This window comes from Hydrogenophaga laconesensis (assembly GCF_031457235.1).
GTDB lineage: Bacteria > Pseudomonadota > Gammaproteobacteria > Burkholderiales > Burkholderiaceae_C > Hydrogenophaga > Hydrogenophaga laconesensis.
The window spans coordinates 200,398-225,183 of sequence record NZ_JAVDWE010000007.1 but is presented as its reverse complement, the minus strand read 5'-3'; the positions used below and the strand labels follow the sequence as shown (position 1 = coordinate 225,183).

The 24,786-nt window shown below is 67.6% G+C and carries 24 protein-coding genes; 13 read left to right on the top strand and 11 right to left on the bottom strand.

Annotated elements, in window-relative coordinates; genetic code table 11:
- Window positions 1–48 precede the first annotated feature (48 nt).
- The 4 genes from J2X09_RS14345 to J2X09_RS14330 all read left to right on the top strand — a co-directional run bounded on the left by J2X09_RS14345 (window position 49) and on the right by J2X09_RS14330 (window position 3,092).
- Complete coding sequence (locus J2X09_RS14345) at window positions 49–888, top strand: undecaprenyl-diphosphate phosphatase (RefSeq protein WP_204733974.1); 840 nt, start codon at window positions 49–51, stop codon at window positions 886–888.
- Complete coding sequence (locus J2X09_RS14340; RefSeq protein ID WP_204733975.1) at window positions 885–1,205, top strand: hypothetical protein; 321 nt, start codon at window positions 885–887, stop codon at window positions 1,203–1,205. The genes J2X09_RS14345 and J2X09_RS14340 overlap by 4 nt, the downstream gene beginning before the upstream one ends.
- Before the next feature lie 12 nt (window positions 1,206–1,217).
- Window positions 1,218–2,360 (top strand): FAD-dependent oxidoreductase, encoded by a 1,143-nt coding sequence (locus tag J2X09_RS14335; protein WP_204733976.1) that lies wholly within the window; start codon window positions 1,218–1,220, stop codon window positions 2,358–2,360.
- 111 nt (window positions 2,361–2,471) lie between these two features.
- Complete coding sequence (locus J2X09_RS14330) at window positions 2,472–3,092, top strand: hypothetical protein (RefSeq protein WP_204733977.1); 621 nt, start codon at window positions 2,472–2,474, stop codon at window positions 3,090–3,092.
- A gap of 46 nt (window positions 3,093–3,138) precedes the next feature.
- On the opposite strand, the gene J2X09_RS14325 is transcribed toward J2X09_RS14330, so the two are convergent.
- The 11 genes from J2X09_RS14325 to J2X09_RS14275 form a co-directional block, all read right to left on the bottom strand.
- Window positions 3,139–3,834 carry a haloacid dehalogenase type II gene (locus J2X09_RS14325; protein ID WP_204733978.1) on the bottom strand — a complete coding sequence of 232 codons (696 nt, stop codon included), beginning with the start codon at window positions 3,832–3,834 and terminating at the stop codon, window positions 3,139–3,141.
- An 8-nt stretch (window positions 3,835–3,842) separates the two neighbouring features.
- Window positions 3,843–4,226: a RidA family protein gene (locus J2X09_RS14320; protein WP_204733979.1), complete on the bottom strand. Its 384-nt coding sequence runs from the start codon at window positions 4,224–4,226 to the stop codon at window positions 3,843–3,845.
- A gap of 9 nt (window positions 4,227–4,235) precedes the next feature.
- Window positions 4,236–5,309, bottom strand: coding sequence for a selenide, water dikinase SelD (selD, locus tag J2X09_RS14315; protein WP_204733980.1), 1,074 nt, complete (start codon window positions 5,307–5,309; stop codon window positions 4,236–4,238).
- A 66-nt stretch (window positions 5,310–5,375) separates the two neighbouring features.
- Window positions 5,376–6,377 carry an L-histidine N(alpha)-methyltransferase gene (egtD, locus tag J2X09_RS14310; protein WP_204733981.1) on the bottom strand — a complete coding sequence of 334 codons (1,002 nt, stop codon included), beginning with the start codon at window positions 6,375–6,377 and terminating at the stop codon, window positions 5,376–5,378.
- 27 nt (window positions 6,378–6,404) lie between these two features.
- A complete protein-coding gene (gene egtB / locus J2X09_RS14305; protein ID WP_204733982.1) occupies window positions 6,405–7,724 on the bottom strand; it encodes an ergothioneine biosynthesis protein EgtB in 1,320 nt (439 codons plus the stop codon).
- A 3-nt stretch (window positions 7,725–7,727) separates the two neighbouring features.
- Window positions 7,728–8,855, bottom strand: coding sequence for a PQQ-dependent sugar dehydrogenase (locus J2X09_RS14300; protein WP_204733983.1), 1,128 nt, complete (start codon window positions 8,853–8,855; stop codon window positions 7,728–7,730).
- An 81-nt stretch (window positions 8,856–8,936) separates the two neighbouring features.
- A complete protein-coding gene (locus J2X09_RS14295) occupies window positions 8,937–9,521 on the bottom strand; it encodes an NnrU family protein (protein WP_204733984.1) in 585 nt (194 codons plus the stop codon).
- An 88-nt stretch (window positions 9,522–9,609) separates the two neighbouring features.
- Window positions 9,610–10,635 carry a phosphotransferase gene (locus tag J2X09_RS14290; RefSeq protein WP_204733985.1) on the bottom strand — a complete coding sequence of 342 codons (1,026 nt, stop codon included), beginning with the start codon at window positions 10,633–10,635 and terminating at the stop codon, window positions 9,610–9,612.
- Entirely contained in the window at window positions 10,632–11,408 is a 777-nt protein-coding gene (locus J2X09_RS14285) for an SDR family NAD(P)-dependent oxidoreductase (protein ID WP_204733986.1), read from the bottom strand. The genes J2X09_RS14290 and J2X09_RS14285 overlap by 4 nt, the downstream gene beginning before the upstream one ends.
- Complete coding sequence (locus J2X09_RS14280) at window positions 11,405–12,589, bottom strand: acyl-CoA dehydrogenase family protein (protein ID WP_204733987.1); 1,185 nt, start codon at window positions 12,587–12,589, stop codon at window positions 11,405–11,407. The genes J2X09_RS14285 and J2X09_RS14280 overlap by 4 nt, the downstream gene beginning before the upstream one ends.
- 32 nt (window positions 12,590–12,621) lie before the next feature.
- Entirely contained in the window at window positions 12,622–16,116 is a 3,495-nt protein-coding gene (locus J2X09_RS14275; protein WP_204733988.1) for an indolepyruvate ferredoxin oxidoreductase family protein, read from the bottom strand.
- 423 nt (window positions 16,117–16,539) lie between these two features.
- Here J2X09_RS14275 and J2X09_RS14270 point away from each other — a divergent pair, with 423 nt between their 5' ends.
- From J2X09_RS14270 to dapA, 9 genes are all read left to right on the top strand, one after another.
- Window positions 16,540–16,887, top strand: coding sequence for a RidA family protein (locus J2X09_RS14270; protein WP_204733989.1), 348 nt, complete (start codon window positions 16,540–16,542; stop codon window positions 16,885–16,887).
- A gap of 10 nt (window positions 16,888–16,897) precedes the next feature.
- Window positions 16,898–18,139, top strand: a complete 1,242-nt coding sequence (locus J2X09_RS14265; RefSeq protein WP_204733990.1) for a D-amino acid dehydrogenase — start codon at window positions 16,898–16,900, stop codon at window positions 18,137–18,139.
- Complete coding sequence (locus tag J2X09_RS14260; RefSeq protein WP_204733991.1) at window positions 18,136–18,912, top strand: maleate cis-trans isomerase family protein; 777 nt, start codon at window positions 18,136–18,138, stop codon at window positions 18,910–18,912. Before J2X09_RS14265 ends, J2X09_RS14260 begins: the two co-directional genes overlap by 4 nt.
- Window positions 18,913–18,993: 81 nt before the next feature.
- Window positions 18,994–20,091, top strand: coding sequence for an ABC transporter substrate-binding protein (locus J2X09_RS14255; RefSeq protein ID WP_204733992.1), 1,098 nt, complete (start codon window positions 18,994–18,996; stop codon window positions 20,089–20,091).
- A gap of 65 nt (window positions 20,092–20,156) precedes the next feature.
- Entirely contained in the window at window positions 20,157–21,050 is an 894-nt protein-coding gene (locus J2X09_RS14250) for a branched-chain amino acid ABC transporter permease (protein ID WP_204733993.1), read from the top strand.
- Complete coding sequence (locus tag J2X09_RS14245) at window positions 21,043–21,927, top strand: branched-chain amino acid ABC transporter permease (protein WP_204733994.1); 885 nt, start codon at window positions 21,043–21,045, stop codon at window positions 21,925–21,927. The genes J2X09_RS14250 and J2X09_RS14245 overlap by 8 nt, the downstream gene beginning before the upstream one ends.
- Window positions 21,927–22,712, top strand: coding sequence for an ABC transporter ATP-binding protein (locus tag J2X09_RS14240; RefSeq protein ID WP_204733995.1), 786 nt, complete (start codon window positions 21,927–21,929; stop codon window positions 22,710–22,712). The genes J2X09_RS14245 and J2X09_RS14240 overlap by 1 nt, the downstream gene beginning before the upstream one ends.
- Window positions 22,713–22,777: 65 nt before the next feature.
- Window positions 22,778–23,518 carry an ABC transporter ATP-binding protein gene (locus J2X09_RS14235; protein WP_204733996.1) on the top strand — a complete coding sequence of 247 codons (741 nt, stop codon included), beginning with the start codon at window positions 22,778–22,780 and terminating at the stop codon, window positions 23,516–23,518.
- A 164-nt stretch (window positions 23,519–23,682) separates the two neighbouring features.
- Entirely contained in the window at window positions 23,683–24,630 is a 948-nt protein-coding gene (gene dapA / locus J2X09_RS14230; RefSeq protein WP_204733997.1) for a 4-hydroxy-tetrahydrodipicolinate synthase, read from the top strand.
- Window positions 24,631–24,786: the final 156 nt, after the last annotated feature.

Here is a 24,786-nt window from a genome sequence, read left to right as displayed (position 1 = left end):
CAGAATGCCTGCCCTCCACCCTTCCCTGTCCACCACCAGGCCCATGCCATGAGCTCCACCACCGTCTGGCTCGAAGCCGCCTTCCTGGGTCTCATCCAGGGGCTCACCGAATTCCTGCCCATTTCATCGAGCGCGCACCTGCGCATCATCGGCCCGCTGCTGCCCTCGGGCGGCGACCCTGGCGCGGCCTTCACGGCGATCACGCAAATCGGCACCGAGGCCGCCGTGCTGCTGTACTTCCGGCACGACATCGTGCGCATCTTCCTGGCCTGGTGGGCATCGCTTACCCAACCCGCGCGGCGGCAGGACCCTGACGCGCGCATGGGCTGGCTGATCATCATCGGCTCGGTGCCCATCGTGGTGCTGGGCCTGCTCTTCAAGGACGCGATCGAAGGTTCGCTGCGCAACCTCTACATCACGGCCACGATGCTGATCGTGTTCGCGATCATCCTGGGCGCGGCCGACCGCCATGGCCGTCGCGAGCGGACGCTGGACAAGCTCACCTGGACACACGGCCTGCTGTTCGGCCTGGCCCAGGCCATGGCGCTCATCCCGGGCGTCTCGCGCTCGGGCGGCACCATCACCGCCGGCCTCCTCATGGGCTACACGCGCGAAGCGGCGGCCCGCTATTCCTTCCTGCTCGCCATCCCGGCCGTGATGGGTTCCGGCTGTTACCAGTTGCTGCGCAGCTGGCAACACGGCAGCCCGATCGCAGCCGGCCCGACCGCCCTGGCCACGCTGATCGCCTTCGGCGTCGGCTATGGCGTGATCGTGGTATTCCTCAAACTGGTGTCCACGCGCGGCTACATGGCCTTCGTGTACTACCGCATCGCGCTCGGCCTGCTGGTCTTCGGACTGCTGGGCGCCGGCATTCTGAGCGCGCATTGAACACCTTCCCGCCATCGCCCGGCGCAGCACCCGACGGCAGCGGGTTCTGGGGCCGGCGCTGGCGAAAGCAGGTGGCCTGGCGTGTGCTGTTCTGGCGCGACATGCTCGCTGTGGGCAGCGTGATCAACCTCTGCACCGGGCTGGCGGCGCTGATGCTGGTGGCCCAGGATCAACCGATTGGATGGGCCCTGGCCGTGCACTTCGCCCCGCTGCCCTACAACACCTTCCTGCTCGCCACGCTGCTGCGCACCCCCGGCGCACCCCGTGCGGCCCGGGTCGCGGGCTGTGCGTGGTTCGCGGCCATGCTGGTGGTCTGAGACACAAGCCACATGCACCACGGCATCAAGAAACTCGTGCTGCTCGGTGCCGGCCAGGCGCATCTGCAGGTGCTGGCCCGCCTCGCACGGCACCACCCCGGCAATCTCGACGTGATCCTGCTCACGCCGTTCCCGCACCACACCGGCCACGGTTGCCTGCCGGGCTTCGTCACCGGCCAGCACACGGCAGACGAAGGACGCGTCGCGCTCGAACCTCTGGTGCGCGCGGCGCGCGCGCGCTGGCTGCAAGGCCGCTGCACGGGGCTGGACGCCACGGCGCAGCAGGTGCAGATCACGCCCACCGGCGGCGCCCAGGGCGTGCCCACCACCCTGGGCTATGACCTGCTGTCCATCGACATCGGTACCCAGCCCGACAGACCCTGGCTGGACGCCACCATGCCAGGGGCCACGCACCACGCGCTGCACCTGCACCCGGTGGAAGCCTTCATCGCCCTCTGGCCGCAGGTGATGGCCATGGCGCAGAAGCAGGCCGTCTCGCTGGCCGTGGTGGGTGCAGGGGCCGACGGCATCGAACTCGTGTTCGCGGCCGCGCAGGGCATCCGCGAGCATGGCCTGCCGGGCTCGCGCTTCACCCTCATCTCGGGCGGAGAAGACATCGGCCCCGACCTGCCAGCGGGCGTGCGGCAACGGGTGTTGGCCCAGCTCAGGCACCAGGGAATCACGGTATTGCGAGAGGCCTGCGTCGGCATGAGCGAGGGCGAAGTCCTATTGGGCAACGGGGCGCGGCTGGCCTGCGACGTGCCACTGCTGACGATGGGCATGCGCCCGGCCGCGTGGCTGCAGGGCAGCGGATTGGCGCTCAACGACACAGGGCAGGTGCTGGTCGGCCCGCAGTTGCAGAGCACCAGCCACGCCCAGGTATTCGCCACGGGTGGCGTGTCCGCGCAGTTGGACGGCACGCCCGGCGACATGCACGCCGGCACCGTGCTCGCCTACAACCTGCTGGCCGCGCATGAAGGCGCACCGCTGCGCACCCTGCCATCCAAACGCCAGCGCGTGGCCCTGCTGGCCTGTGGCACTGGCCACGCCATCGCAAGCTGGGGCCCACTGTGTGTGGGCGGTCGATGGGTCTGGGAATGGAAAGACCGCATCGACCGGGGGTTTCTGGAGTTGCACCGCGTGACGCGCGGATAAAAAACAACATACCCCCCGAGGCATGCCACCCAAAGCATGCGCTGGCACCGGGCTTGCTATACGCTAACTTGCCCCGCAGGGGGGCGTCCGTGCCGCCGCAGCCACGTCTCCATGGTCATCACCCTTCTGGTTTTTGTTCATCTCATCGCCACCTGTACGGCGATCGGCACACTGGTGCTCACCGATCTGCGGCTCATTGCGCGGGCCACGGGCTATCGCGTGGTGATTCCGCCGCCTGAGCGGCTGGAAACCCGCATCGTCGCAGCGGCGTTGCTGGTGCTGTATTTCAGTGGTGCCGCACTGATCGCCCTGGGCATGCGGGAGAACAGCGACTACATCGCCAACCCCAAGCTGCAGGCCAAGTTGTTGCTGGTGGTCATGCTGACGCTGAACGCGTTCATCCTGCACCGCTACGTGTTTCCCATCCTGGGGCGTTCGCTCAGGGTATCCGCCTGGAGCAACCGCGAATGGTTCACCGTGGTCACCAGCGTGTCGCTCTCCAACAGCCTGTGGTTCTATTGCGCGTTCCTGGGCGTCGCCCGCCACTGGAGCGGTACGGTGCCACTGGAATTCGTGCTGCTGGTGGGCCTGATGATCTGGGCCGTGGTGTTCTGCCTGGCCAATGGCCTGCTGGCCCTGGCCTCGCGCGACAACCCTCGCAAAAAGAGACCCGACTGGCTCGATTCCATCAAGGCCCGCCTGAGAAATCTGTTCCAGCTGCGGGACCGCTGAACCCGCTGCTGGTCACACCTTTGCGCGCCGCCCTCGCGCCGATCGCTCAGCAACCGAGCAATTCGGCCAGGTGCAGGAAGTCCCGGGCATGCCAGGTGTTGGCCGCGTCGGGCGACACGTCCTTGGGCCGTCCGGCGCCGAACTCCAGCGGCCGTTCCACATAGGCCGTGGCCAGGCCACAGGCACGGGCGGCGGCCAGGTCGTCCTGGTGCGCGGCCACCAGCATCACCTGTGCAGGCGCCACGCGGAACACCCCGGCCACGCCGAGGTAGGTGCGGGGGTCGGGCTTGTACGCACGGAACACCTCTGCAGACAACACACAGTCCCATGGCAGACCGGCACGCTTGGCCATGTTCGTGAGCAGACCGATGTTGCCGTTGGACAGTGTGCACAGTGTGTGGCGCGTCTTCAGCCGCACCAGCCCGGCCACCGTGTCCGGCCACGGGTCCAGCCGATGCCACACGCGGTTGAGGTGATCGCGCTCGTCCTCCCCCAGATGCGATAGACCGAAACGCGGCAACAACCCGTCCAGCACCATGCGGTGCAGGTCATCGATCAGCGTCCAGCCGAGCTCGCCCGAGCGCACGCGTTGCATCGCGGGCTGGTATCCGGCGCGCCACGCGGTGGCGAACGCGTCGGCATCGATCTGCGGGTACAGCGCCTGGACCTCCCGCACGATGCTGCCGTGCCAGTCGACCACGGTGCCGAAGACGTCGAAAGCGAGGATGGAGGGGGTGGGCATGGCGGTGCTCAGCGCAGCTTCAGCGCGGTGACCTCGATCTCGATCTTCATGCGCGGGTCGAGCAGGCCCGCCGAGATCATCATCGCGGCCGGACGGGCCTTGCCCAGATACTTGCGCAGCGCGGGCCAGCAGGCCTCGAACAGAGAGGCATCGGGCAGCACATAGTTCACACGCACCACATCGTCCAGGCTGGTACCCGCCTGCTGCAGCGCGGCCTGGATGTTGAGCAGGCACTGCTCGGTCTGCTGGGCGATGTCGTCGGAGATCTGCATGGTGGCGTAGTCGAACCCCGTGGTGCCGGAGACGAAGACCCAGTCGCCCGCCACCACGGCGCGCGAATAACCGATCTGCTCCTCAAAAGGCGAGCCGGAACTGATGTGTCGACGGTTCATCGTGTCTCCTCAATCCACCAGCAAGCGCACGCCATCGTCACGCGCCGCCAGCACCTCGCCCACCTCGGCCGCCGCGCCGAAGCCATGGCGATGGAACACGGCGAGCACATCGGCCACGGCCTCGGGCGCGCACGCCACCAGCAGACCACCGCTGGTCTGCGGGTCGCTCAGCAGGGCCTGGTCCACCGGTTGAACGCCGTTCCCCAGGCGCACCTCGTGGCCGTAGGCAGCCCAGTTGCGGCCCGAGGCACCGGTGACCATGCCCGCCGCCGCCAGGCCTCGCACGCCCTCGATCAGCGGCACGCGGGCCATGTCGATGCGCGCCGTGGTGTTCGAACCGCGCGCCATTTCCAGCGCATGGCCGGCCAGGCCGAAGCCGGTCACGTCGGTCAGCGCGTGAACGCTGGCAAGCCCGGCGAGGTCGGGGCCGGCGGTGTTCAGCTTCGTGGTGTTGTCGATCATCTGCGTGTAGCCCACGGCGGGCAGCGCGTCCTTCTTGAGCGCGGCGGACAGCACACCCACACCCAGCGGCTTGCCCAGCACCAGCCGGTCTCCCACGCGGGCGTCGGCATTGCGCCGCACGCGGTCCGGGTGCACCAGCCCCAGCGCCACCAGGCCGTAGATGGGCTCGACCGAGTCGATGGTGTGGCCGCCCGCGATGGGGATGCCGGCCGCCTGGCACACGCTCTGGCCGCCGGCCAGGATCTTTCCGATGGTCTCGGTGGACAGCACGTTGATCGGCATGCCCACCAGCGCGAGCGCCATGATGGGCGTTCCGCCCATGGCGTAGACATCGCTGATGGCGTTCGTCGCTGCAATGCGCCCGAAATCGAACGGGTCATCGACGATGGGCATGAAGAAGTCGGTGGTGGCGATCAGCGCCTGCTGGTCGTTGAGCCGGTACACCGCCGCGTCATCGGCCGTCTCGATGCCGACCAGCAGCTCCTTCGGAATGGGCATGGCGCTCGTGCCCTTGAGGATGTCGCTGAGCACGCCGGGTGCGATCTTGCAGCCGCAGCCGCCGCCGTGCGATAGGCTCGTGAGCCGGGGTTCGGTGCGGGTCGTCGTGGGGGAGATGGTCATGGGGCGCCGGGCGAGGTAGGTATGCCCGACATTGTGCGTGCTCGGCGCACGGAGAGGGATCGGGGTCTACACGGGCGCCCAGAACACGCTGAACCAGCCGTTCGCATCGGTCCAGTGCTTCGGCGCGCCGAAGCCAGCCTCGCGCAGCAGCATCGCGAAATCCTGCGGTTGCCACTTGTACGAGTTCTCGGTGTGCAGACGCTCGCCGTCGGCAAACGTCCGCTCGCCACCGGGCCAGCGCACGGTCTGCGTGCCCATGGCCTGCAGGTGCATCTCGATGCGGGACTCATCGGCGTTGAACAGTGCCACGTGCTGCCAGGCAGCCGGTGCGAAGTCGGCGTTCAGCAGGCGGTTCACGTGGCGCAGCAGGTTGCGGTTGAACGCGGCGGTCACGCCGAGCTCGTCATCGTAGGCGCGTTCGAGCACGTCGCGTGGCTTGACACGGTCCACACCGATCAGAAGGCCTCCGCCCGCACCGCCAGCCTCGCACACGGCGTGCGCCTGGCACAGCAGCGCGAGCGCCTGGTCGGGCAGGAAATTGCCGATGCTGGAGCCGGGGTAGAACACCACACGCGGCTGCTGCGAGAGGGCGCGCCCGGCCAGCCAGGCGTTGGCGTCGGCGCCGAGCGCGAACAGGGTGGAGAAGTCCATGCCCAGGCCGAGCATGGGCAGATCGGGGTGGCGCTGCTGCAGTGCCGCCAGCGTGTCGCGCAGGTAATCCACCGAGATGTCCACCGGCACATAGGCAGAAGGCCGCAGCACCGGGAACAGGCGCGCGGCCTTGGCACAACTGCCCGCGCCCAGGTCCAGCAGCACCGCGCCTTCGGGCACATGACGCGCCATCCCGGCACCATGCTGTGCGAACACCGCCGCCTCGGTCCGCGTGGGGTAGTACTCGGGCAACTCGGTGATGGCATCGAACAGGCGCGAGCCCAGCGCGTCGTAGAAGAACTTGGGCGAGATGCCTGCAGGCGTCTGCATGAGGCCCGCAACAAGTTCGGGGTGCGACGCACCCGGGCGCGGCTGGTGCAACTGGACGAACTGCGGTGCCTGGTCGATGTATCGCATGCGGTCTCCTTCGGCGGTGTTGATGTTCTAGCGTGCCAGCCGCAGCCCGCTGAACTGCCAGCGTGCATCGGTTGGAAAGAAGTTGCGGTAGCTCGCGCGCAGGTGCGAGGTGGGCGTGGCGCACGAGCCCCCGCGCAGCACGTACTGGTTGACCATGAACTTGCCGTTGTATTCACCCACCGCGCCTTCGGCCGGGCGGTAACCGGGGTAGGCGGCGTAGCTGCTGCTGGTCCACTCCCACACATCGCCATAGACCTGCATCAGGCCTTCGCCAGCGGCGCGCGCGGGCAACGGGTGCAGGGCATGGCTTTCCTGCAGGTTGCCCTGCACCACCAGCGGCGCGGCGGCGGCTTCCCACTCGGCCTCGGTGGGCAGGCGCGCACCGGCCCACTCGCGGTGCGTGGCAGACGCCCAGTGCGCAAAGGCGTCGGCTTCGAAGTGGCTGATGTGTGCCACCGGCGTGTGCGGGTCCAGCCCCACTTCACCGTGCAGCGTGAACACGCTGGGCATGGCGCCGGTCTCCGTCGGCAAGGTCCAGTACATCGGTGCGCGCAGGTTCTGCGCACAGACCCAGTCCCAGCCGGCGGCAAGCCACCAGCGGGGGTCGGTGTAACCACCGTCCTGCACGAAGGCCCACCACTCGCCGTTGGTGACGAGCCGGTTCATCAACGAATAGGGTTCGAGCCACTGCCGGTGACGCGGCAACTCGTTGTCGAACGCAAAGCCCTCACCCGCATGTCCGACCTCGACCAGACCGCCGGCCTGCTCGATCCAGCGCGGATCGACCGCCACCACCGGCACCAGAGGCCAGTGGCGGCGGTAGGCGGGCCGCAATGGGTTGATGGACAGCAGGTGCTTCACATCGGTGAGCAGCAGCTCCTGGTGCTGCTGTTCGTGGTGCAGGCCGAGATCGATCAGACGCAGGGCTTCTTCGCTGTGGGTGTGCTCGATCAGGCGCGCGATGCGCGCGTCCACCTGTTCGCGCCATTGCCAGACGGTGGCAAGGTCGGGCCGCGTGAGCAGGCCGCGCTGCGGCCGCGAGAAGCGGTCGCCCACGCCCTGGTAGTAACTGTTGAACAGCACACGAAACGCGGGGTCGAAGGGTTTGAAACCGGGTTCGAAACGCTCGAGAACGAAGGTCTCGAAGAACCAGGTGACGTGCGCGAGGTGCCATTTCACCGGGCTTGCGTCGGGCATGGACTGGGCCTGGCAGTCTTCGGGCGAGAGCGGTGCGGCCAGCGCCCGGCTGCGTTCGCGCACGGCCGTGTAGTGGCGCGCCAGCCCCGCGCGGTTGTGCCGTGTGTCGTTTGAACGCTGTGTGGCAGCCGGGCGGGGCGTGGGGGTCATGGGTCAGGTTCCTGGCTTGAGCCGCAACAGCTGGCCGTCGCGGTCGTCGGTGAGGAGGTAGATAAAGCCGTCCGGCCCCTGGCGCACGTCGCGCACGCGCTGGGCCAGGTCGGGCAGCACTTTGTCTTCGCGCACCACGCGTTCGCCATCCATGACGAGGCGCACGAGGTAGCGGAACTTGAGCGAGCCGACCAGCAGGTTGCCCTGCCAGTCGCTGCCATAGGGTCCGCCCTTCACGAAGGCCATGCCGGAGGGCGCGATGGAAGGCTTCCAGTACAGCAGTGGCTGCTCCAGGCCTTCCTTGCTGGTGATGCCGTCGCCCACCTTGCCACCGCCGTAATTCTCACCATAGGTGATGACGGGCCAACCGTAGTTCTTGCCAGCGTCGGTGCGGTTGAGTTCGTCGCCGCCCTGGGGACCGTGCTCGATGGTCCAGAGGCGGCCGTCGGGGCCGAGCGTGGCGCCTTGCACGTTGCGGTGGCCCAGGCTCCATATCTCGGGCAGCGCGCCGGCCCGGCCCACGAAGGGGTTGCCGGGGTGCGCACTGCCATCGGGCCGCACGCGCACCACCTTGCCGTTGTGGTTGTCCAGCGTCTGCGCGTCGGCCATGCGCTGGAAGCGGTCGCCCAGCGCAAGGAACAGGCTGCCATCCTCGTCCTGCGCGATGCGGCACCCAAAATGCAGCCGGCTCGCCACCTTGGGTTTCTGGCTGAAAATGACGCGCACGTCTTCCAGCGCGGACGCGTCGGACGACAGGCGTGCCGACGCCATGGCCGTGGAGTTGCCCCCCAGGCCGGGTTCGCTGTAGCAGAAATGCACCAGGCGGTTGCGCGCGAAGTCGCGGTCGGTGACGAGGTCGAGCAGGCCGCCCTGCCCCACGGCGTCGACCTCGGGCACGTTCCTGAGCGGCTGGCCCACACGGCCGTTGGCGCTGACCACCCGCATGCGGCCGGGTCGCTCGGTCACCAGCATGCGGTTGTCTCCGATGAAGGCCACGGCCCAGGGGTTGTGCAGGCCCTGGGCGACAACTTCGGTGGTGACGGCGGACGATTGCGCATGCGCGGCAGGGGCAATCAACGTGCCCGCGAGGGCGGTCAATGCGAGCAGAGGCCTGGCAAAAGAAGGGGTCATGGTCATGTGGAAGTGGTTGCGGAAAAAATGGCGGCAACCCGGTTGGTGCGTCTGCGCCGCCCGGGGTTCCCGCGTGTCCGCTCAACCCATGGGCCGCACCCCGAACAGCCACGCATGCGCCCAGAACACGATGGCAAGGTAGATCGCCAGCCCGGCCACCACGGCAATGGCATCGTTGACCGCGCTGCCCGGCAGTGCGGGTGGACGCCGCAGCAGCCCGGCCGCTTCGCGGCGCTTGACCGAGATGCGGTCGGCCACGGCCCAGGCCAGAAAACCGCCGAACAACAGCACGTCGGCGAGCGTGCCGTTGGCCAGCAGGTGGGCCAGCGCCCAGCATTTCACCGCCAGCAGCATCGGGTGCCGTGCGGCCCGCTGGATGCGCCCGGGCAGGTAGGCCGCGAGCAGGAGCACGAAGACCGGCAGCATCAGCAACATCGCCAGGTGGCGCAGCCCGGCAGGCGGCGTGTAGAGCAGCACGGGAGCCTGTCGCGCCAGGCCGTAGCCCCAGACGATGAGCGCCAGGCCGATGAAGGACACCAGCGTGTACACGCCCTTGAAGGCGTTCTCTCCCAGGCGTTGCGCCAGGGCGTGGCGCCCCTGCGGCGCGACGATGGACACCGAGTGCACCCCCAGGAACAGCACGAGGCCGACGACCAACCACGACATGACCACCTCCTTTGGCTACCGCGGCATCGGGTGCCGCATGGCGAAGAGGCACTGTAGCGCCGGTGGCGCCGCGGTCAAGCCACCGGGGTCAAGCCCCGTGGCGCGCCGCATGGCGCTGGGCGCAGACCCAGCCCAGCTCGGCGAGGGGATCGGCCTTCGAAGCGGTCTGGGCCGCGTCGGCCGAGGCCGCGGTGCCATCCACCAGGCGCTGGCCGATGCCGCGCAGGATGGCGGCCATGCGGAACAGGTTGTAGGCCATGCAGAAGTCCCAATGGGCCATGGGGTCGCGACCGGTGGCAGCGGCATAGGCCTGGACGTAGGGCCGCTCCTGCGGGATGCCCAGGTGGTCCAGGTCCAGTCCGCCGATGCCGCGCCAGAGCGAGGCCGGGATGTGCCAGCTCATGCAGTGATAGGCGAAATCCGCCAGCGGGTGCCCCAGGGTCGAGAGCTCCCAGTCCAGCACACCCAGCACCTTCGGCTCGGTGGGGTGGAACACCAGGTTGTCCAGCCGGAAGTCGCCATGCACCAGGGTGGTCTCGTCGCCGGGCGGAATGTGCTCGGGCAGCCAGTCGATGAGACGGTGCATGGCGGTGCTCATGGGCAGGGTCGACTCGACACACTGGCGCGACCAGCGGGAGATCTGCCGGGCGAAATAATTGCCGGGCTTGCCGTAGTCGGCCAGTCCCGTGGCGGCGGGATCGATGGCATGCAGGGCCGCGATCACGCGGTTCATCTCGCCATAGATGGCGGCGCGCTCCTCGCGCGGCATGCCGGGCAGTGCCTGGTCGATCAGCACGCGGCCTTCGAGCCACTCCATCAGATAGAAAGGCGTGCCCAGCACCGTGGCGTCATCGCAGTAGGTCAGCATGCGGGGCACGGGCACCGCAGTCCCGTGCAGGGCGTGCATGACGCGGTATTCACGGTCGATGGCGTGGGCCCCCGGCAGCAGCGCGCCCGATGGCTTCTTGCGCAACACATAACGCTCGCCGCCCACCTCCACGCGGTAGGTCGGGTTGGACTGCCCTCCCGAAAGCGCGGTGAGCGTGGGACGCTGTCCACTGCCCAGGCCCTGCGCCCCCAGATACCCGCCGAGGCGATCGATGTCCAGGCTCATAGCGAACTCACCAGATGGCCGCCGTCCACCGCCACGCAGGCGCCCGACATGGCGGCGCCCGCGTCGCTGGCGAGCAGCAGCAACGGGCCATCGAGGTCGGTGAGCGCGCCGAAGCGGCGGCTCGGGATGCGCGCACGCAGCTTCTCGCCGGCCTCGCTGTCCATGAATTCGCGGTTGAGGTCCGTCACGATGTAGCCCGGCAGCAGCGCGTTGACGCGCACACGGTGGCGCGCGAGTTCGAGCGCCATGGCCTTGGTGGCCTGAACGACGCCGGCCTTGCTGATGGCGTACGGTGCCACACCGCCGGCCACGCGCTCGCCCAGGATGGACGCGACGTTGACGATCGCACCACCCTTGCCGGCGGCCACCATGCGCCGCGCGGCCTCGGTCGCCACCAGCCAGCACCCCTTGAGATTGGTGTCCATCACCTGGTCCCAATCGTCCTCGGTCTGCGCGAGCAGGGGCCGGGTCACCGTGATGCCGGCGTTGTTGACCACCACATCGGGAGCGCCCCAGTCGGCCAGCGCATCGAAGCAGGCCTTGACGCTGGAAGCGCTGGTGACGTCGAGCGCAACGGCCCTCGCCTGCACACCCGATGCCGCGATCTGCCGCACGCTGGCTTCGAGCTTGTCGGCGCGGCGCGCGGCCAGCACCACCTTCGCTCCCGCGCCTGCCACGAGATGTGCGAAGTGATGGCCGAGGCCGCTGGAGGCGCCGGTGACGAGCACCACACGGCCATCGAGCTGCCAGCGGGAGAAGACACGCGCGCTCATGCCGGCGCTCCGGCATGGCGGTCGGCCGCCTGCACGATCTTGCGGGCCATGCTCCAGCGGTGCACTTCGCTCGGGCCGTCGTAGATGCGGAAGGCGCGCATGTCGGTGAAGATGCGCATCACCTCTTTCTCGGCGGTCACGCCCTGTCCACCCAGGATCTGCACGCAACGGTCGACGACGCGCCACTCCGCCTCCGAGCACACCACCTTGGCGCGGCTGGACTCGAAGTTGCACCGCTCGCCCTGGTCCAGCATCCACGCCGTGTGCCAGATGTGCAGCCGGGCGGTGTGCAGGTCCATGTCGTTGTCCGCCAGCATGAACCCCACGCCCTCGTGTTCGGCGAGGGGCCGCCCGAAAGCCTGGCGCCGGCGGGCGTGGTCCACCGCGGCATCGTGGGCCCGACGGGCCTGTCCGAGCCAGCGCATGCAGTGCGTGAGGCGCGCGGGCGCCAGCCGCACCTGGGCGTAGCGGAACCCCTTGCCCACCTCGCCGAGGACGTCTTCCTCGGGCACATACAGGTTCTCGAAACGCAGCACCGCGTGCCCACCCGTGAAGCAACGGTCCATGGCGTCCATGTTGCGCTCGTGAACGATGCCGGGTTGATCCATGTCGGCGAGGAACATGGTCGCTGTGCCATCTTCCATGCGCGCCATGACGATGACGTAGCTCGCACCCTCCGCACCGGTGATGAACCACTTGGTGCCGTTGATGCGGTAACCCCGGCCGTCGCGGGTGGCCGTCGTCTGCAGCATGCCCGGGTCTGCACCCGCCCCGGGCGAGGGCTCGGTCATGGCGAAGCACGAGCGGGTGAACCCCTTCACCTGTGGTGCGAGCCAGCGCTGCTTCTGCGCGGCGCTGGCCACCTCCTCCATCAGGTGGATGTTGCCTTCGTCGGGCGCGTGGATGTTGAGTGCTGTCGGGCCCAGCCACGAATAGCCGGCCTCCTCGAACATCACCGCCTTGGCGACGTGGGACAGCCCCAGTCCACCCATCCCGATGGACGCGTGCGGCGTCAGCAGACCGGCCGCGCGGGCGCGAGAGACCAGCTCGTCGCGCAGCGCGGCGTGCGGGCCGTGTGCGTCCTGCCGGGGATCGTTCTCCAGGGGCATGATCTGCTCCCGGATGAAGTCGCGCGTGGTGCGCTGCAAGGTCTTCAGTTCGTCCGATAGTTCGAAGTTCATGTGGGCAGTGAATGTCTCTTGGCGGGAGCCGCTCAGGCGGCCTTCTTCAGGGGAATCACGCGGCGCTGCAGGGCGGCGAGCAGATCGGCTTCGCGCCTCTTCGCCGCTTCGATGCCGCGCTCGCGCACATGGCCGTAGCCACGGATCTGCTCCGGCAGGCTGGCCAGTTCGACGGCGGCCTCGTGGTGCGCGCCGTCCCGGGTGACCTGCAGGGTCTCGACGGCCTTGTCGACGTTCGCCTCGTACTCACCGATGAGGGCACGTTCGGTGCGCCGCTCCCGCGTGTAGCCGAATAGGTCGAACGCCGTGCCGCGCAGGCCGCGCAACCCGGCCAGAACCTTGAACAGCGGAACGATCCAGGCGCCGAACGCCATCTTGCGCGGCTCGCCGGTGCCGGGGTCGCGGCGCGCAAGCAAGGGCGGCGCGAGGTTGAAGACCAGCTTGTAGTCGCCCTCGAACTGGCGGTCGATGTGCTGCAGGAAACCGCTGTGCACATGCAGGCGCGCCACCTCGTACTCGTCCTTGATGGCCATGAGCTTGAACTGGTACTTCGCAACGGCGCGCGTGAGTTCGGTGCGCCCTGGGAACGCCGCGCGCTCGGCCGCGCGCACCTTGTCCACCACGGCCATGTAGCGCTGCGCGTAGGCCTCGTTCTGGTAGTCGACCAGGTACTGGCGGCGCAGGGCGATGGCCTGGTCCAGGTCGTCCACCGGCGCCGGCGATATGCCCGCGCTGCCCGCGGCCTGGCGCGAGGCGATCAGGTTCTCCACCGCCCGGGCATCCACCGCCGTGCGGCGCCCCCACATGAACGCGTCACGGTTCATCTGCTGGGCCGTGCCATTGAGCTCGATGGCTTTGTCGATGGCCTCGGCCGACAGGGGAATGAGCCCGCGCTGGAACGCGAAACCCATCATGAACATGTTGGCGGCGATGCTGTCCCCCATCAGCGCCACAGCGATGCGGCTCGCGGCCACGAAGACCGCGCCATCGGTCCCCACGGCATCGGCGATGTTGCGGTGCAGGCCGCCGCTGGGGAACTGCATGTCCGCGTTGCGCGCGAAATGGCCGGGCATGGTCTCTTCGGTGTTCACCACCATGCGGGTATGTCCCTTGCGCGTGAGGGCCAGGGTCTTCGAGTTGCCCGCCACGATCATGTCGCAGCCCAGCACGAGGTCGGCGCCGCCGGCCGCGATGCGGATGGTCTTGATGGCTTCGGGCGAACGCCCGAAACGAAGGTGGCTCCAGACCGAACCCCCCTTCTGCGCCAGGCCGGCCATGTCCAGGATGCCGCAGCCCAGCCCCTGCAGGTGCGCGGCCATGCCGAGGATGGCACCGATCGTCACCACACCGGTGCCGCCCATGCCGGTCACCAGAATGCTGTAGACGCCCTTCTCCAGCGACGGCAGGACGGGGTCGGGCAGCGGCGGGAACACGGCGGTATTGCCCATGCGTTCGGGCTTGCGGAGCTGGCCGCCCAGCACCGTCACAAAGCTCGGGCAGAAGCCCTTGGCGCAGGAATAGTCCTTGTTGCAGGAGGACTGGTCGATGCGGCGTTTGCGGCCCAGCTCGGTTTCCAGCGGCTGCACCGACACGCAGTTCGACTTCACACCGCAGTCGCCACAACCCTCGCACACCAGGTCGTTGATGACCAGCCGCTTGGCCGGGTCGGGGAATGTGCCGCGCTTGCGACGGCGCCGCTTCTCGGCCGCGCAGGTCTGGTCGTAGATGAGCACGGTGGTGCCCTCGATCTCTCGCAACTGCTTCTGCACTTCGTTGATGTCGTCGCGGTGGTGCACCGTGAGCCCGGGGGGCCATTGGATGCCGGCCGGGTACTTGGCGGGTTCGTCGGTCACCACGACGATGCGCTTCACGCCCTCTGCGTGCACCTGGTGTGCCATGGTCGGCACGTCGAGCGGCCCATCGTGCTTCTGACCACCGGTCATGGCCACCGCGTCGTTGAACAGCAGCTTGAAGGTGATGTTGGTCTTCGCCGCCACAGCGGCGCGCACGGCGAGCAGGCCGGAATGGAAATAGGTGCCGTCGCCCATGTTCTGGAACATGTGGCCGCGTCTGGAGAACGGCGCCTCGCCCACCCACGACATGCCTTCGGCACCCATCTGGGTGTAGCCCTGCGTGGAGCGGTCCATGGCCTGCGCCATCCAGCTGCAGCCGATGCCGGCGTAGCCCTTGCTGCCCTCGGGCAGCACCGTGGAAGAACTGTGCGGGCAACCGCTGCAGAAGTAGAAGCTGCGCGAGAGGATGTCGATCACGCCCTTGGGCGCGCGGTAGCCGCGCAGCTCTTCCACGCGCTGGCGCAGCGCCTCGAGATCGCCGTCGTTGAGTTCGAGCAGGCGTTCGCCGATGGCGATGGCGATCTGGTTGGAGTCCAGCGCCATCTCGGACTGCAGCAAGGTCTGGCCACGTTCGTCCTTCTTGCCCACGATGGGCGGTGCATCGGGCATGCCGTAGAGCTGTTCCTTGAGCTGGAACTCCAGCAGGCTGCGCTTCTCCTCCACCACCAGGATCTTCTGCAGGCCAAGGGCGAACGCCTTCGCACCTTCCGGCTCCAGCGGCCAGGTCATGCCGACCTTGTAGACGCGCAGGCCAAGCGCGGCCGCGGCTTCCTCCGACAGATTGAGCTCGTCCAGCGCCTGCAACACATCCAGGTAGCTCTTGCCATGGCTGACGATGCCCAGCCGGGGCGAGTCGGAGTCCAGCACCACCTTGTCGATGCCATTGGCGCGGGCGAAGGCGGACACCGCCACCAGTTTGTGGCGGTGCAGGCGCGCCTCCTGGGCGTGCGGCGTGTCCGGCTGGCGCAGGTTCACGCCATCGGGCGGCATCTCCACGCCCTCGGGCAGGCGAATCTGCACGCGGTTGATGTCGACGTCGATGGACGCGGTCGCCTCGACGTTGTCCTTCACGCACTTCATGCCAACCCAGCAACCGCTGTAACGCGACAGCGCCCAGCCGATCACCCCGTAATCCAGGATCTCCTGCACGCCCGAAGGACTGAGCACGGGGATCATGGCGTCGACCATGGCGAACTCGCTCTGGTGGCAGGTGGTCGACGACTCGCAGGTGTGGTCATCGCCCAGGAGCACCAGCACACCGCCGTTCTTCGACGAGCCGGCCAGATTGCCATGGCGGAAGGCGTCGCCGGTGCGGTCCACACCGGGGCCCTTGCCGTACCAGATGGAGAACACGCCGTCGTACCGGCCCTCGCCCGTGGCTTCCGCCTGCTGCGTGCCCCACACAGCGGTGGCAGCGAGGTCTTCATTCACACCCGGCACGAAAAGCACGTTGTGGGCGGAGAGGTGCTTCTTCGCCTTGCCAAGCTGGTCATCGAAGCCGCCCAGCGGCGAGCCCCGGTAGCCAGAGATATAGCCGGCGGTCGTCTTGCCCTCCTGGCGGTCGCGCAGGTGCTGGGTCATGGGCAGGCGCACCAGTGCCTGCGTGCCGGTGATGAAGATGCGCCCCTTCTCCAGGGTGTATTTGTCGTCCAGGCTGACGGCTTTGAGACTCATGGGTTTCCTTCTTGGCTGAACCAGGGTGGCGCCACGGGCATGGCCCCTGCGCCTAAGTGTCGACACTTGTTTATTCAGAAGTAAATCATGTCCACAAGACGCTTGTCAACCCTTATGGGAAAGTCCTGAGTCAAGCCACTTCAGAGCTTTCTCCGTTGTCATATTTTCCGCACAAATCCAGTGCAGCACGCACTCTCCTTGCGCGTCGTAAGCGATTGATAGTGCACGGATAAAGTGCAAGAACCCAATGTGTCGGCACTTATATAGTCACTTGTAGCTAGTGGCATGCATATTGCAATTGTCCGACTAGGGAAAACACCACTCCACACAATCGGAATCGGCTCATATAAACATTGTCTCTATAAGTGTCGACAGTTTGAATGTCGCACCGATACCAACCTTTTCAACACACAGGAGCATCCAATGAACATCCAGCGCATCCAACCCAACGCCCGCATGAGCGCCGCCGTCGTCTGCAACGGTTTCGTCTTCGTCTCCGGCCAGGTGGCCGACGACACCAGCGCCAATGTCGCGGGGCAGACGAAGCAGATCCTCGACAAGATCGACAGCATCCTGGCCGAGGCCGGCACCAGCAAGGAGCGCATCCTCAGCGCCAACATCTGGATCGCCGAAGCCGCCACGTTCAACGAGATGAACAGCGTGTGGGACGCCTGGGTGCCGGCCGGCCACACGCCCGCCCGGGCCTGCGTGGAATCCAAGCTCGCGTTCCCGCAGTACACGGTCGAAATCGGTGTGATCGCCGCCGTCTGAGCGCCACGCGATGAAGACGGTCATTCTCGGAGGGGGCATCGTCGGCGTGACGACCGCCTACTACCTCGCCCGCGAGGGGCACGAGGTGGTGGTGGTGGACCGGCAGCCCGGCGTCGCCAGGGAAACCAGTTTTGCCAACGCCGGCCTGGTGGCTCCTGGCCATGCCTACACCTGGGCCTCGCCCCGTGCGCCCAAGATCTTGCTCAAGTCGCTCTTTCTCAAAGGCCAGGCGCTGCGGCTCAAGCTGCGCTTCGACCCGCGCATGTGGTCCTGGGGGCTGAAGTTCCTGGCCGAATGCTCGGCAGAGCGCTCGCGCGAGAACACCGCGCGCAAGCTGCGGCTGTGCCTGTATTCACAGGACCTTCTCCAGGAACTGACGGCCCAGGAGAACCTGCGGTACGACCTGATCTCCGGTGGGTGCCTCTACGTCTACCGCGACCCGGCCGCCTTCGAGCGCGGCGTGGCCGCCACCAGCGTGCTGTCCGACGGCGGCCTCACGCTGCAGCGGCTCACGCCCGACGAGGTGGTGCAGCGTGAGCCGTCGCTGGCCGCCTCGCGCTCACAGATCGCCGGCGCGATCTTCTGCCCGTCCGACGAGAGCGGCGATGCCCATCTCTTCTCGCAACAGCTGGCCCAGCGCTGCGAGCAACTGGGCGTGCAGTTCCTGATGGACCGCCCGATCACCGGCTGGGACCACAGCGCCGACCAGATCCGCGCGGTGCACACGGACAAGGGCCCCATCACGGGTGACCGTTTCGTGCTGGCGCTGGGCAGTTACTCGCCACTGCTGGCTTCCAAGCTGGGGTACGGCCTGCCCGTGTACCCCGTCAAGGGCTACTCGATGACGGTGCCCATCCGCGAGGGCGACGAGGCGCCCACGCTGGGCGGCGTCGACGAACACAACCTGGTGGCCTGGGCGCGCTTCGGCAACCGCCTGCGCTTCACGGCCACTGCGGAGTTCGCGGGCTACGACACGCGGCACCAGCCGAGCGACTTCGCGGACATGCTGGGCGTGGCCCGGCAGTTGTTTCCGCGCGGTGCCGACTACGGCTCGCCGTCGTACTGGTCCTGCCTGCGCCCCATGACGCCGGCCGGCGCGCCCATTCTCGGCGCCACGCGCCACCGCAACCTCTTCCTCAACACGGGCCATGGGCACATGGGCTGGACGATGGCCTGCGGCACCGGCCGCATCGTCGCCGACCTGCTGTGCGGCCGCAAACCCCAACACAGCCTGGAAGGCCTGACCCTATGACCACCCTGACTGCACCCAACCGCACCTACCAGAAGCACGCGTTCACGCTGGGCACCGGCCCGGCGTCGCGGGCGGCCATCGGGCTGATCGTGCTGGCCACCGACCACACGATCGAGCACGAATGGCACCGCATCATGCAGCTCGACGGTGTGGCGCTCTACCAGTCGCGCCTCTACAACTCGGCGGACATCAACGCGCAGACGCTGGCGGCGATGGAGAAGGACATTGCCCCCGCCACGGCCCTGATCCTGCCCGGCCAGCGCATGGACGTGGTGGCCTTCGGCTGCACCTCCGGTGCGATGGTGATCGGCGAGGAGACGGTGTTCGAGCGCATCCGCGAGGTGCGCCCGGGTGTGCCGTGCACCACCCCCATCACCGCCGCGCAGGCGGCCCTCAAGGCACTCGGTGCGCAACGCGTCGGCCTGCTCACGCCCTACGTGAAATCGGTCAGCGACTGGATGGCCGACTACATCGCCGACCGCGGTTTCGACGTCACCGCCAGCGTGTCCTACGAGCACGGCGACGACAACGAGGTGGCGCGCATCGACGAGGCCTCGATCCGCGCCTCGGTGCTGGAGATGGGCAAGGCGTCCGATGTCGATGCCGTGTTCGTCTCGTGCACCAGCATGCGCCTGGCCAGCCAGGTGGCCGCGCTGGAACAGGCCATCGGCAAACCTGTGATTTCGAGCAACCACGCCATGGCGTGGCACGCGCTGCGACTCGCGGGCATTCGCGACGCGTTGCCCCAGTGGGGCCGCCTCTACAGCCTCTGAACCTTTTCGCAGCCCCGCTGCATTTCCTCGCCGCCGGCATCGCCGGCCTTTTTCCACCACCGGTTCCCACAGGAGTGAAGCATGAAGAAGATTGCAACCAGATTCTTGGCAGCGGGCTTGCTCGCCGCCGCAGCCGCCGCGCAGGCACAGGACGTCACGATCGGAGCCGTCCTGCCACTGACCGGCGCCAGCGCCAGCATCGGCGAAGACCAGCGCCGCGGCATCGAACTCGCGACCGAGCGCGTCAACGCCGCCGGTGGCGTGCTGGGCCGCAAGCTGCGCGTGATCATTGAAGACTCGGGTGGCCGCGCACCCACGGCGCTCGATGGCGCCAAGAAGCTGGTGACGGTGGACAAGGTGCCGGTGGTGCTGGGCGAGTACTCCTCGGGCATCACGATTCCGACGGCGCAATACGTCATCAAGGAAGGTGCTTCGCACCTGAACATCGGCAGCTCCAGCCCGCGCGTGCGCGACATCGGCGTGGGCTCCTTCAGCCTGATCGGGCTGGACAACGTGTCCGCCAAGTTCGCTGCCACCGACGTCTACGAGCAGAAGTACCGCAAGGCCGCCTTCATCGCCCCCAACAACGCGTATGGCCAGGGCGTTGCCGAAGAATTCAAGAAAGCCTTCGAAGCGCTGGGTGGCCAGGTGGTCACCTCCATCCTCTACACCGCCGGCCAATCCACCTACCGCCGCGAGCTGCAGCAGATCGAACGCTCCGCGCCCGACGTGTACGTCTACAGCGCCTACGGCCAGGAAGCGGCCATCATCAACCGCGAAGCCTTCGACCTGGGCCTGAACAAGACGCAGTGGTACGCCATCTACCTGACCATGTGCACCACCGACACGCCGGCACAGATCGCCAACGGCCAGCTCGGCATGGAAGTGAGCTCGATCGGCCCGAACGGCAAGTCGTACGAAGAGACGTACTCCAGGAAGTACAACGAGAAGATGAAGTCGGCCTACGGCAGCTACGCCTATGACGGCGTGATGTTCGCCGCTGCGGCCATCAAGCAGGCGGGTTCCACGGACAACGCCAAGGTTCGCGCTGCGCTGAGCGAAGTGGGCCGCAAGTTCGAAGGCGTGACCGGCGAGATCTCCTTCGACCAGGACCGTCAGCGCGCGGTGCAGCCGTACCTGCGCATGCGCTACCAGAACGGCGCCGTCGTTTCGCGTTGATCCCCTGGCGCGAACCCTCCCGCAACGGTGGGTTCGCGCCCTGCCCTTCCTCATGAGGCCCGCCCATGTTTCAGTTCTTCCTGGACGTGCTCATCCGCACGGCTGACCTTGCCCTGGTCGCCGTGGGGCTGAGTGCGGTCTATGCCCTGGTCAAGTTTCCCAACGTGGCGCACGTGCAGTACGCCGTCATCGGTGCCTTTCTGACACTGACAGGGCAACGCATGGGCCTGCCTTTTGCCGTTGCCATGGTGGTCTCATGCCTTCTCACGGGTGTGCTGGCTGTCTTTCTCAACACGCTGGTGTTCCGCCGGCTCCTGCGCTCGGGCCCAGCCATCGCGATGATCGGGTCCCTCGCCGTGTCGATGGTGATCGTGGCCCTGGTGCTGGGCATCGCCGGATCGCGTCCCCAGCGTTTTGAATTCGACATCGTCGCGCCGCTGGTGATCGCGGGTGCCCGCGTCTCTCATGCGCAGGCTTACTCGATCGCGGTGGCCGTCGCGGTGCTGGCCGTGTTCACCTTCGTGCTCTACCGCACCTCGGTCGGCCGTTCGATGCGCGCGCTGGCGTCCAACCGCGCACTGGCCGAAGCCACCGGCATCAACGCCGCGGCCATCACCAACCAGATCAGTTTCGTCAGCGGCGCGCTGGCGGCCGTGGGCGGCACCATGCTCGCGATGACCAGCGACGTACACGTCAACCTCGGCACCGACCTGCTGTTGCCGGTGTTCGCAGCGGCCATTCTCGGTGGGCTGGGCAGCCCGTTGGGTGCGGTGGCCGGCGCCTTGCTCATCGCCATCGCCGAGACCTCGGTGACCAACATGAACTTCGGCTGGCTGGTGGGTCAGCCCCTCGCCTTCCTGCCGGTGACGTACATCGGCGCGGCGTCCTTCATCTTCCTGCTGGTGGCGCTGATCTTCAAACCCTACGGCCTGTTCGACCGGGAGGTGCGCCGTGTCTGATTTCCTGCTGCATGCCGTCACCGTGACGGCCATCTACGCCCTCATCGCCGTCTCGCTCAATATCCAGGCGGGTTACGCCGGGTTGCTCAACCTGGGCCACATCGCCTTTGTGGGCGTGGGGGCCTACGCGGTCGGCATCGCGCACCAGATGCAATGGCATCCCGCCATCGGCTGGATGCTGGGCCTGGCGGTGGCCGCCGCGCTGGGTTTCTTCGTCTCGCGGCTGGGCCGCAACCTGGGCGCGGACTACTGGGGCATCGCCACCCTGGCCGTGGCCGAGATCGTGCGCACGTTCGCGCTGAACGAGGACTGGCTGACCGGTGGTGCCCAGGGCATCAGCGGCATCCCGTCCATGTGGAGTTCGATGAGCTCGTCGGCTTCGCGCTGGGCTTTCATGGCCACGGTGCTGGTGACCCTGCTTGCGGCTGCAGCCCTCACGAGCCGGCTGGGCGCGGGCCGCTTCGGCCGTTCGTTGCGGCTCATGCGCGAAGAGCCATCCCTGGCCACGAGCATGGGCTACGACCTGGTGGGCCTGAAATCGCGCGCCACGGTCACCTCGGCCATGATGGCCGCCGTGGCGGGTGCCTTCCTCGGCCACTACGTGAGCTACGTCGGACCGGACTTCATGCTCGCTTCCGAGACCTTCATGATCTGGACGATGGTGATGATCGGCGGCCTCGGCAACGTGGCCGGGGTCGTGATCGGCGCGCTGTTGGTGCAAGGCATCTACATCTCGGTGCCGTTCGCACGGGACTTTCTCGGCATTGGCTCCGATGTGGCCGGTGCCGTGCGCCTCGGCCTCATCGGCTGCCTGCTGCTGGCCTGCCTGCTCTGGCGCAAGGACGGCCTTCTCCCCGAAACCCTGAGGAAGCTGTGATGCACACGCTGCTCGATATCCAGAACATCCACAAGGCCTTTGGCGGCAACGTGGTGCTGCAAGGCGCCTCGCTCAACGTGATGCCGGGCGAGATCGTCGGCCTGCTGGGCCCGAACGGCTCCGGCAAGAGCACGCTGCTCAACGTGGCGTCCGGCTTCGCCCGCTCCGACTCGGGCGAGGTGCGCTTCCAAGGCGAGGACATCTCGCGCCTGCCCGCACACCGCATCGTGCAACACGGCATGGCCAGGACCTTTCAGCTGCCCTCGATGCCCAGCCGCATGAGCGTGCTCGAGGTGACACTGGCAGCCGACACACGCCTGCACGGCGTGTGGTCCACCCTGCTCAGGCCACGCGCCGTGCGCGAGGCCGAGGCCGAAGCGCTGCAACAGGCCAACCAGTTGCTGGACGCCCTGCTGCTGACCCCGGTGAAGCACCTGGCGGCCTCGGCGATCTCGGGCGGCCAGAAGAAGCTGCTGAGCATTGCCTGCGCGCTGATGGCGCGGCCCAAGCTGCTGATGCTCGATGAGCCCACCGCCGGCGTGCACCCCAACCTGCGCCGCGACATCGTGCAGACCTTGCAACGCCTTCGGGGCCAGGGCATTTCGCAGCTCATCGTCGAGCACGACATGCATTTCGTGCGCGAGGTGTGCACCCGCTGCGTGGTGCTGGACCGTGGCCAGATCGTGGCCGACTGCAAGCCCGAAGAGCTGTCTTCGCATCCCCAGGTCATCGAGGCGTACCTGGGCCGCGCCGCCGCCGACGCGGCACAGATGAAGGCCGCGTGATGGCACCCGCACAAGACGCTCTCCCACTCATCGAACGCCAGCCACGCGGCGCCAGGGTACACAACATGAACGAAAGATCGGAAAAGGACATCGATGTCCGCGACGTGGTGGCCGGCTACAGCGCTGAAGTCGACATCCTGCGCGGCATCTCGCTGACCGTGGCGCCGCGCGAGATCGTCTGCATCCTGGGGCCCAACGGTTGCGGCAAGTCCACGCTGCTCAAGACCGTCGCGGGGTTCCTGCGACCGCGACGCGGCAGCATCCACATCCGCGACGAAGACGTCGGCCAGATCCCCGTGCACCGCAAGGTGCGCAGCGGCACGCTCGGATTCGTGCCGCAGACCGACAACGTCTTCGGATCGCTGACCACATGGGAGAACCTCGCGCTCGGCGGTCAGTTCATGTCGAAGGCGGACTGCGCGCAACGCATCGATGAGCTGTGCACGACCTACCCGGTGCTCGCGCGCAAGCTGGGCGCACCGGCCGCATCGCTATCGGGCGGTGAACGGCAGGTGCTGTCGCTGGCCCGCGCGCTGATGCCGCGCCCACGCGTGCTGCTGCTCGACGAGCCCTCCGCCGGCTTGTCGCCCAAGACGCTCGCCGAGGTGTTCGAAGCCATCTCCGCCACGCGCGACAAGGAAGGCATTTCGGTGCTGATGGTGGAGCAGAACGCGATGGAGGCCCTGCGCATCTCGGACCGCGCCTATGTGCTGTCGATCGGCACCGTCGCACTCGAGAACAAGGCCAGGGTGCTCATGAACAGCCCGGAAATGCGCGAGCTGTACCTGGGCGGCCGGCCGCATTGAGGTGGACACCCCCCTGCGCCGCTGCGCGGCTTCCCCCCTCCGTGGCGCGCCTTCGGCGCTTCGAGGGGGGGACGGCAGCTCGGGCCGGCGGAGCCGGACCCTTGCTGCCTCTGGTGGGGGTTGCCTCTTTGGTCGCCGCACCGCAATAAACCCAGGCCACCTTCATGAACCCTAGCCCTATCTCTTCGCTGCCACATGGCAGCCTGGTCGCGATCCTCACACCCTTCGGCGCCAGCGGCGGCATCGACTGGCCCGCGCTCGAACGCCTCATCGACTGGCATGTGCGCAGCGGCACGCGCGGCCTGGTGGTGGCGGGAACAACGGGCGAATCGTCCACCTTGAGCATGGACGAGCACGCCGAGCTGCTGGCGCGTTCGGTGGAACACGCGGCTGGCCGCATCCACATCATGGCGGGCGTGGGCGCGAACTCGACCGCCGAAGCCGTGCACCTCGCGCGCATGGCGCAGCAGGCGGGCGCGCACTCGCTGCTCAGCGTGGTGCCGTACTACAACAAGCCCACGCAGGAAGGGCTGTACCGCCACTTCAGCGAACAGGCCGATGCGACGCCGTTGCCACTGGTGCTCTACAGCGTGTCGGGCCGCACGGTGGTGGACTTCAGCGTGTCCACCGTGCGGCGGTTGGCGCAACACCCGAATATCCGGGGCATCAAGGATGCGTCCGGCGATCTCGTGCGCGCGCAGCAACTGTCGGCCGCGTTGCCCGAAAGCTTCGTGCGCTACAGCGGCGACGATCTGACCGGCGCGGCGGTGCTCGCGCTGGGGGCCCACGGCATCATCTCCGTCACGGCCAACGTGGTGCCCGCTGCCGTGCAGGCGCAATGCAGTGCCATTGCGGGCGGGCGGCTCGCGCAGTCGCGCACGCTGGTTGCGGACCTCTTCGAACTGTCGCAGGCGCTCTTCACCGAGAGCAACCCGATTCCGGTGAAGTACCTTGCCAGCCTCATGGGCCTGTGCGAGAACCGGCTGCGCGCGCCACTGGTGCCGGCCGGCACGGCGTGTGCCCACGGGCTCGAGGATTTCTTCACCCAGTCGGCCCTCATCGCCGATGCGCGCGAGGCGTTTTCAGATGCGCGCGCACGCGCAGTGGCGTGACCCTCCGCCGCTTGCGGACCGGAGGCGTGCGCAAGTGACCACCGCACAAGGTGTAACATCCACGGGGCAGCAACTGTCTACACTTGTTGTGACAAAACGGGAAGGGTCTTGAAGGTTCTTCCCGGAGAAGTCCAAGCCAGCCTTTTCTAGTCCCTA

What these genes read in the sequence shown, in the direction of transcription:
- J2X09_RS14345 (WP_204733974.1), top strand. Translation starts at nt 49, where the DNA reads ATGAGCTCCACCACCGTCTGGCTCGAAGCCGCCTTCCTGGGTCTCATC.
- J2X09_RS14335 (WP_204733976.1), top strand. Translation starts at nt 1,218, where the DNA reads ATGCACCACGGCATCAAGAAACTCGTGCTGCTCGGTGCCGGCCAGGCG.
- J2X09_RS14330 (WP_204733977.1), top strand. Translation starts at nt 2,472, where the DNA reads ATGGTCATCACCCTTCTGGTTTTTGTTCATCTCATCGCCACCTGTACG.
- J2X09_RS14325 (WP_204733978.1), bottom strand. Translation starts at nt 3,834, where the DNA reads ATGCCCACCCCCTCCATCCTCGCTTTCGACGTCTTCGGCACCGTGGTC.
- J2X09_RS14320 (WP_204733979.1), bottom strand. Translation starts at nt 4,226, where the DNA reads ATGAACCGTCGACACATCAGTTCCGGCTCGCCTTTTGAGGAGCAGATC.
- selD (WP_204733980.1), bottom strand. Translation starts at nt 5,309, where the DNA reads ATGACCATCTCCCCCACGACGACCCGCACCGAACCCCGGCTCACGAGC.
- egtD (WP_204733981.1), bottom strand. Translation starts at nt 6,377, where the DNA reads ATGCGATACATCGACCAGGCACCGCAGTTCGTCCAGTTGCACCAGCCG.
- egtB (WP_204733982.1), bottom strand. Translation starts at nt 7,724, where the DNA reads ATGACCCCCACGCCCCGCCCGGCTGCCACACAGCGTTCAAACGACACA.
- J2X09_RS14300 (WP_204733983.1), bottom strand. Translation starts at nt 8,855, where the DNA reads ATGACCCCTTCTTTTGCCAGGCCTCTGCTCGCATTGACCGCCCTCGCG.
- J2X09_RS14295 (WP_204733984.1), bottom strand. Translation starts at nt 9,521, where the DNA reads ATGTCGTGGTTGGTCGTCGGCCTCGTGCTGTTCCTGGGGGTGCACTCG.
- J2X09_RS14290 (WP_204733985.1), bottom strand. Translation starts at nt 10,635, where the DNA reads ATGAGCCTGGACATCGATCGCCTCGGCGGGTATCTGGGGGCGCAGGGC.
- J2X09_RS14285 (WP_204733986.1), bottom strand. Translation starts at nt 11,408, where the DNA reads ATGAGCGCGCGTGTCTTCTCCCGCTGGCAGCTCGATGGCCGTGTGGTG.
- J2X09_RS14280 (WP_204733987.1), bottom strand. Translation starts at nt 12,589, where the DNA reads ATGAACTTCGAACTATCGGACGAACTGAAGACCTTGCAGCGCACCACG.
- J2X09_RS14275 (WP_204733988.1), bottom strand. Translation starts at nt 16,116, where the DNA reads ATGAGTCTCAAAGCCGTCAGCCTGGACGACAAATACACCCTGGAGAAG.
- J2X09_RS14270 (WP_204733989.1), top strand. Translation starts at nt 16,540, where the DNA reads ATGAACATCCAGCGCATCCAACCCAACGCCCGCATGAGCGCCGCCGTC.
- J2X09_RS14265 (WP_204733990.1), top strand. Translation starts at nt 16,898, where the DNA reads ATGAAGACGGTCATTCTCGGAGGGGGCATCGTCGGCGTGACGACCGCC.
- J2X09_RS14260 (WP_204733991.1), top strand. Translation starts at nt 18,136, where the DNA reads ATGACCACCCTGACTGCACCCAACCGCACCTACCAGAAGCACGCGTTC.
- J2X09_RS14255 (WP_204733992.1), top strand. Translation starts at nt 18,994, where the DNA reads ATGAAGAAGATTGCAACCAGATTCTTGGCAGCGGGCTTGCTCGCCGCC.
- J2X09_RS14250 (WP_204733993.1), top strand. Translation starts at nt 20,157, where the DNA reads ATGTTTCAGTTCTTCCTGGACGTGCTCATCCGCACGGCTGACCTTGCC.
- J2X09_RS14240 (WP_204733995.1), top strand. Translation starts at nt 21,927, where the DNA reads ATGCACACGCTGCTCGATATCCAGAACATCCACAAGGCCTTTGGCGGC.
- J2X09_RS14235 (WP_204733996.1), top strand. Translation starts at nt 22,778, where the DNA reads ATGAACGAAAGATCGGAAAAGGACATCGATGTCCGCGACGTGGTGGCC.
- dapA (WP_204733997.1), top strand. Translation starts at nt 23,683, where the DNA reads ATGAACCCTAGCCCTATCTCTTCGCTGCCACATGGCAGCCTGGTCGCG.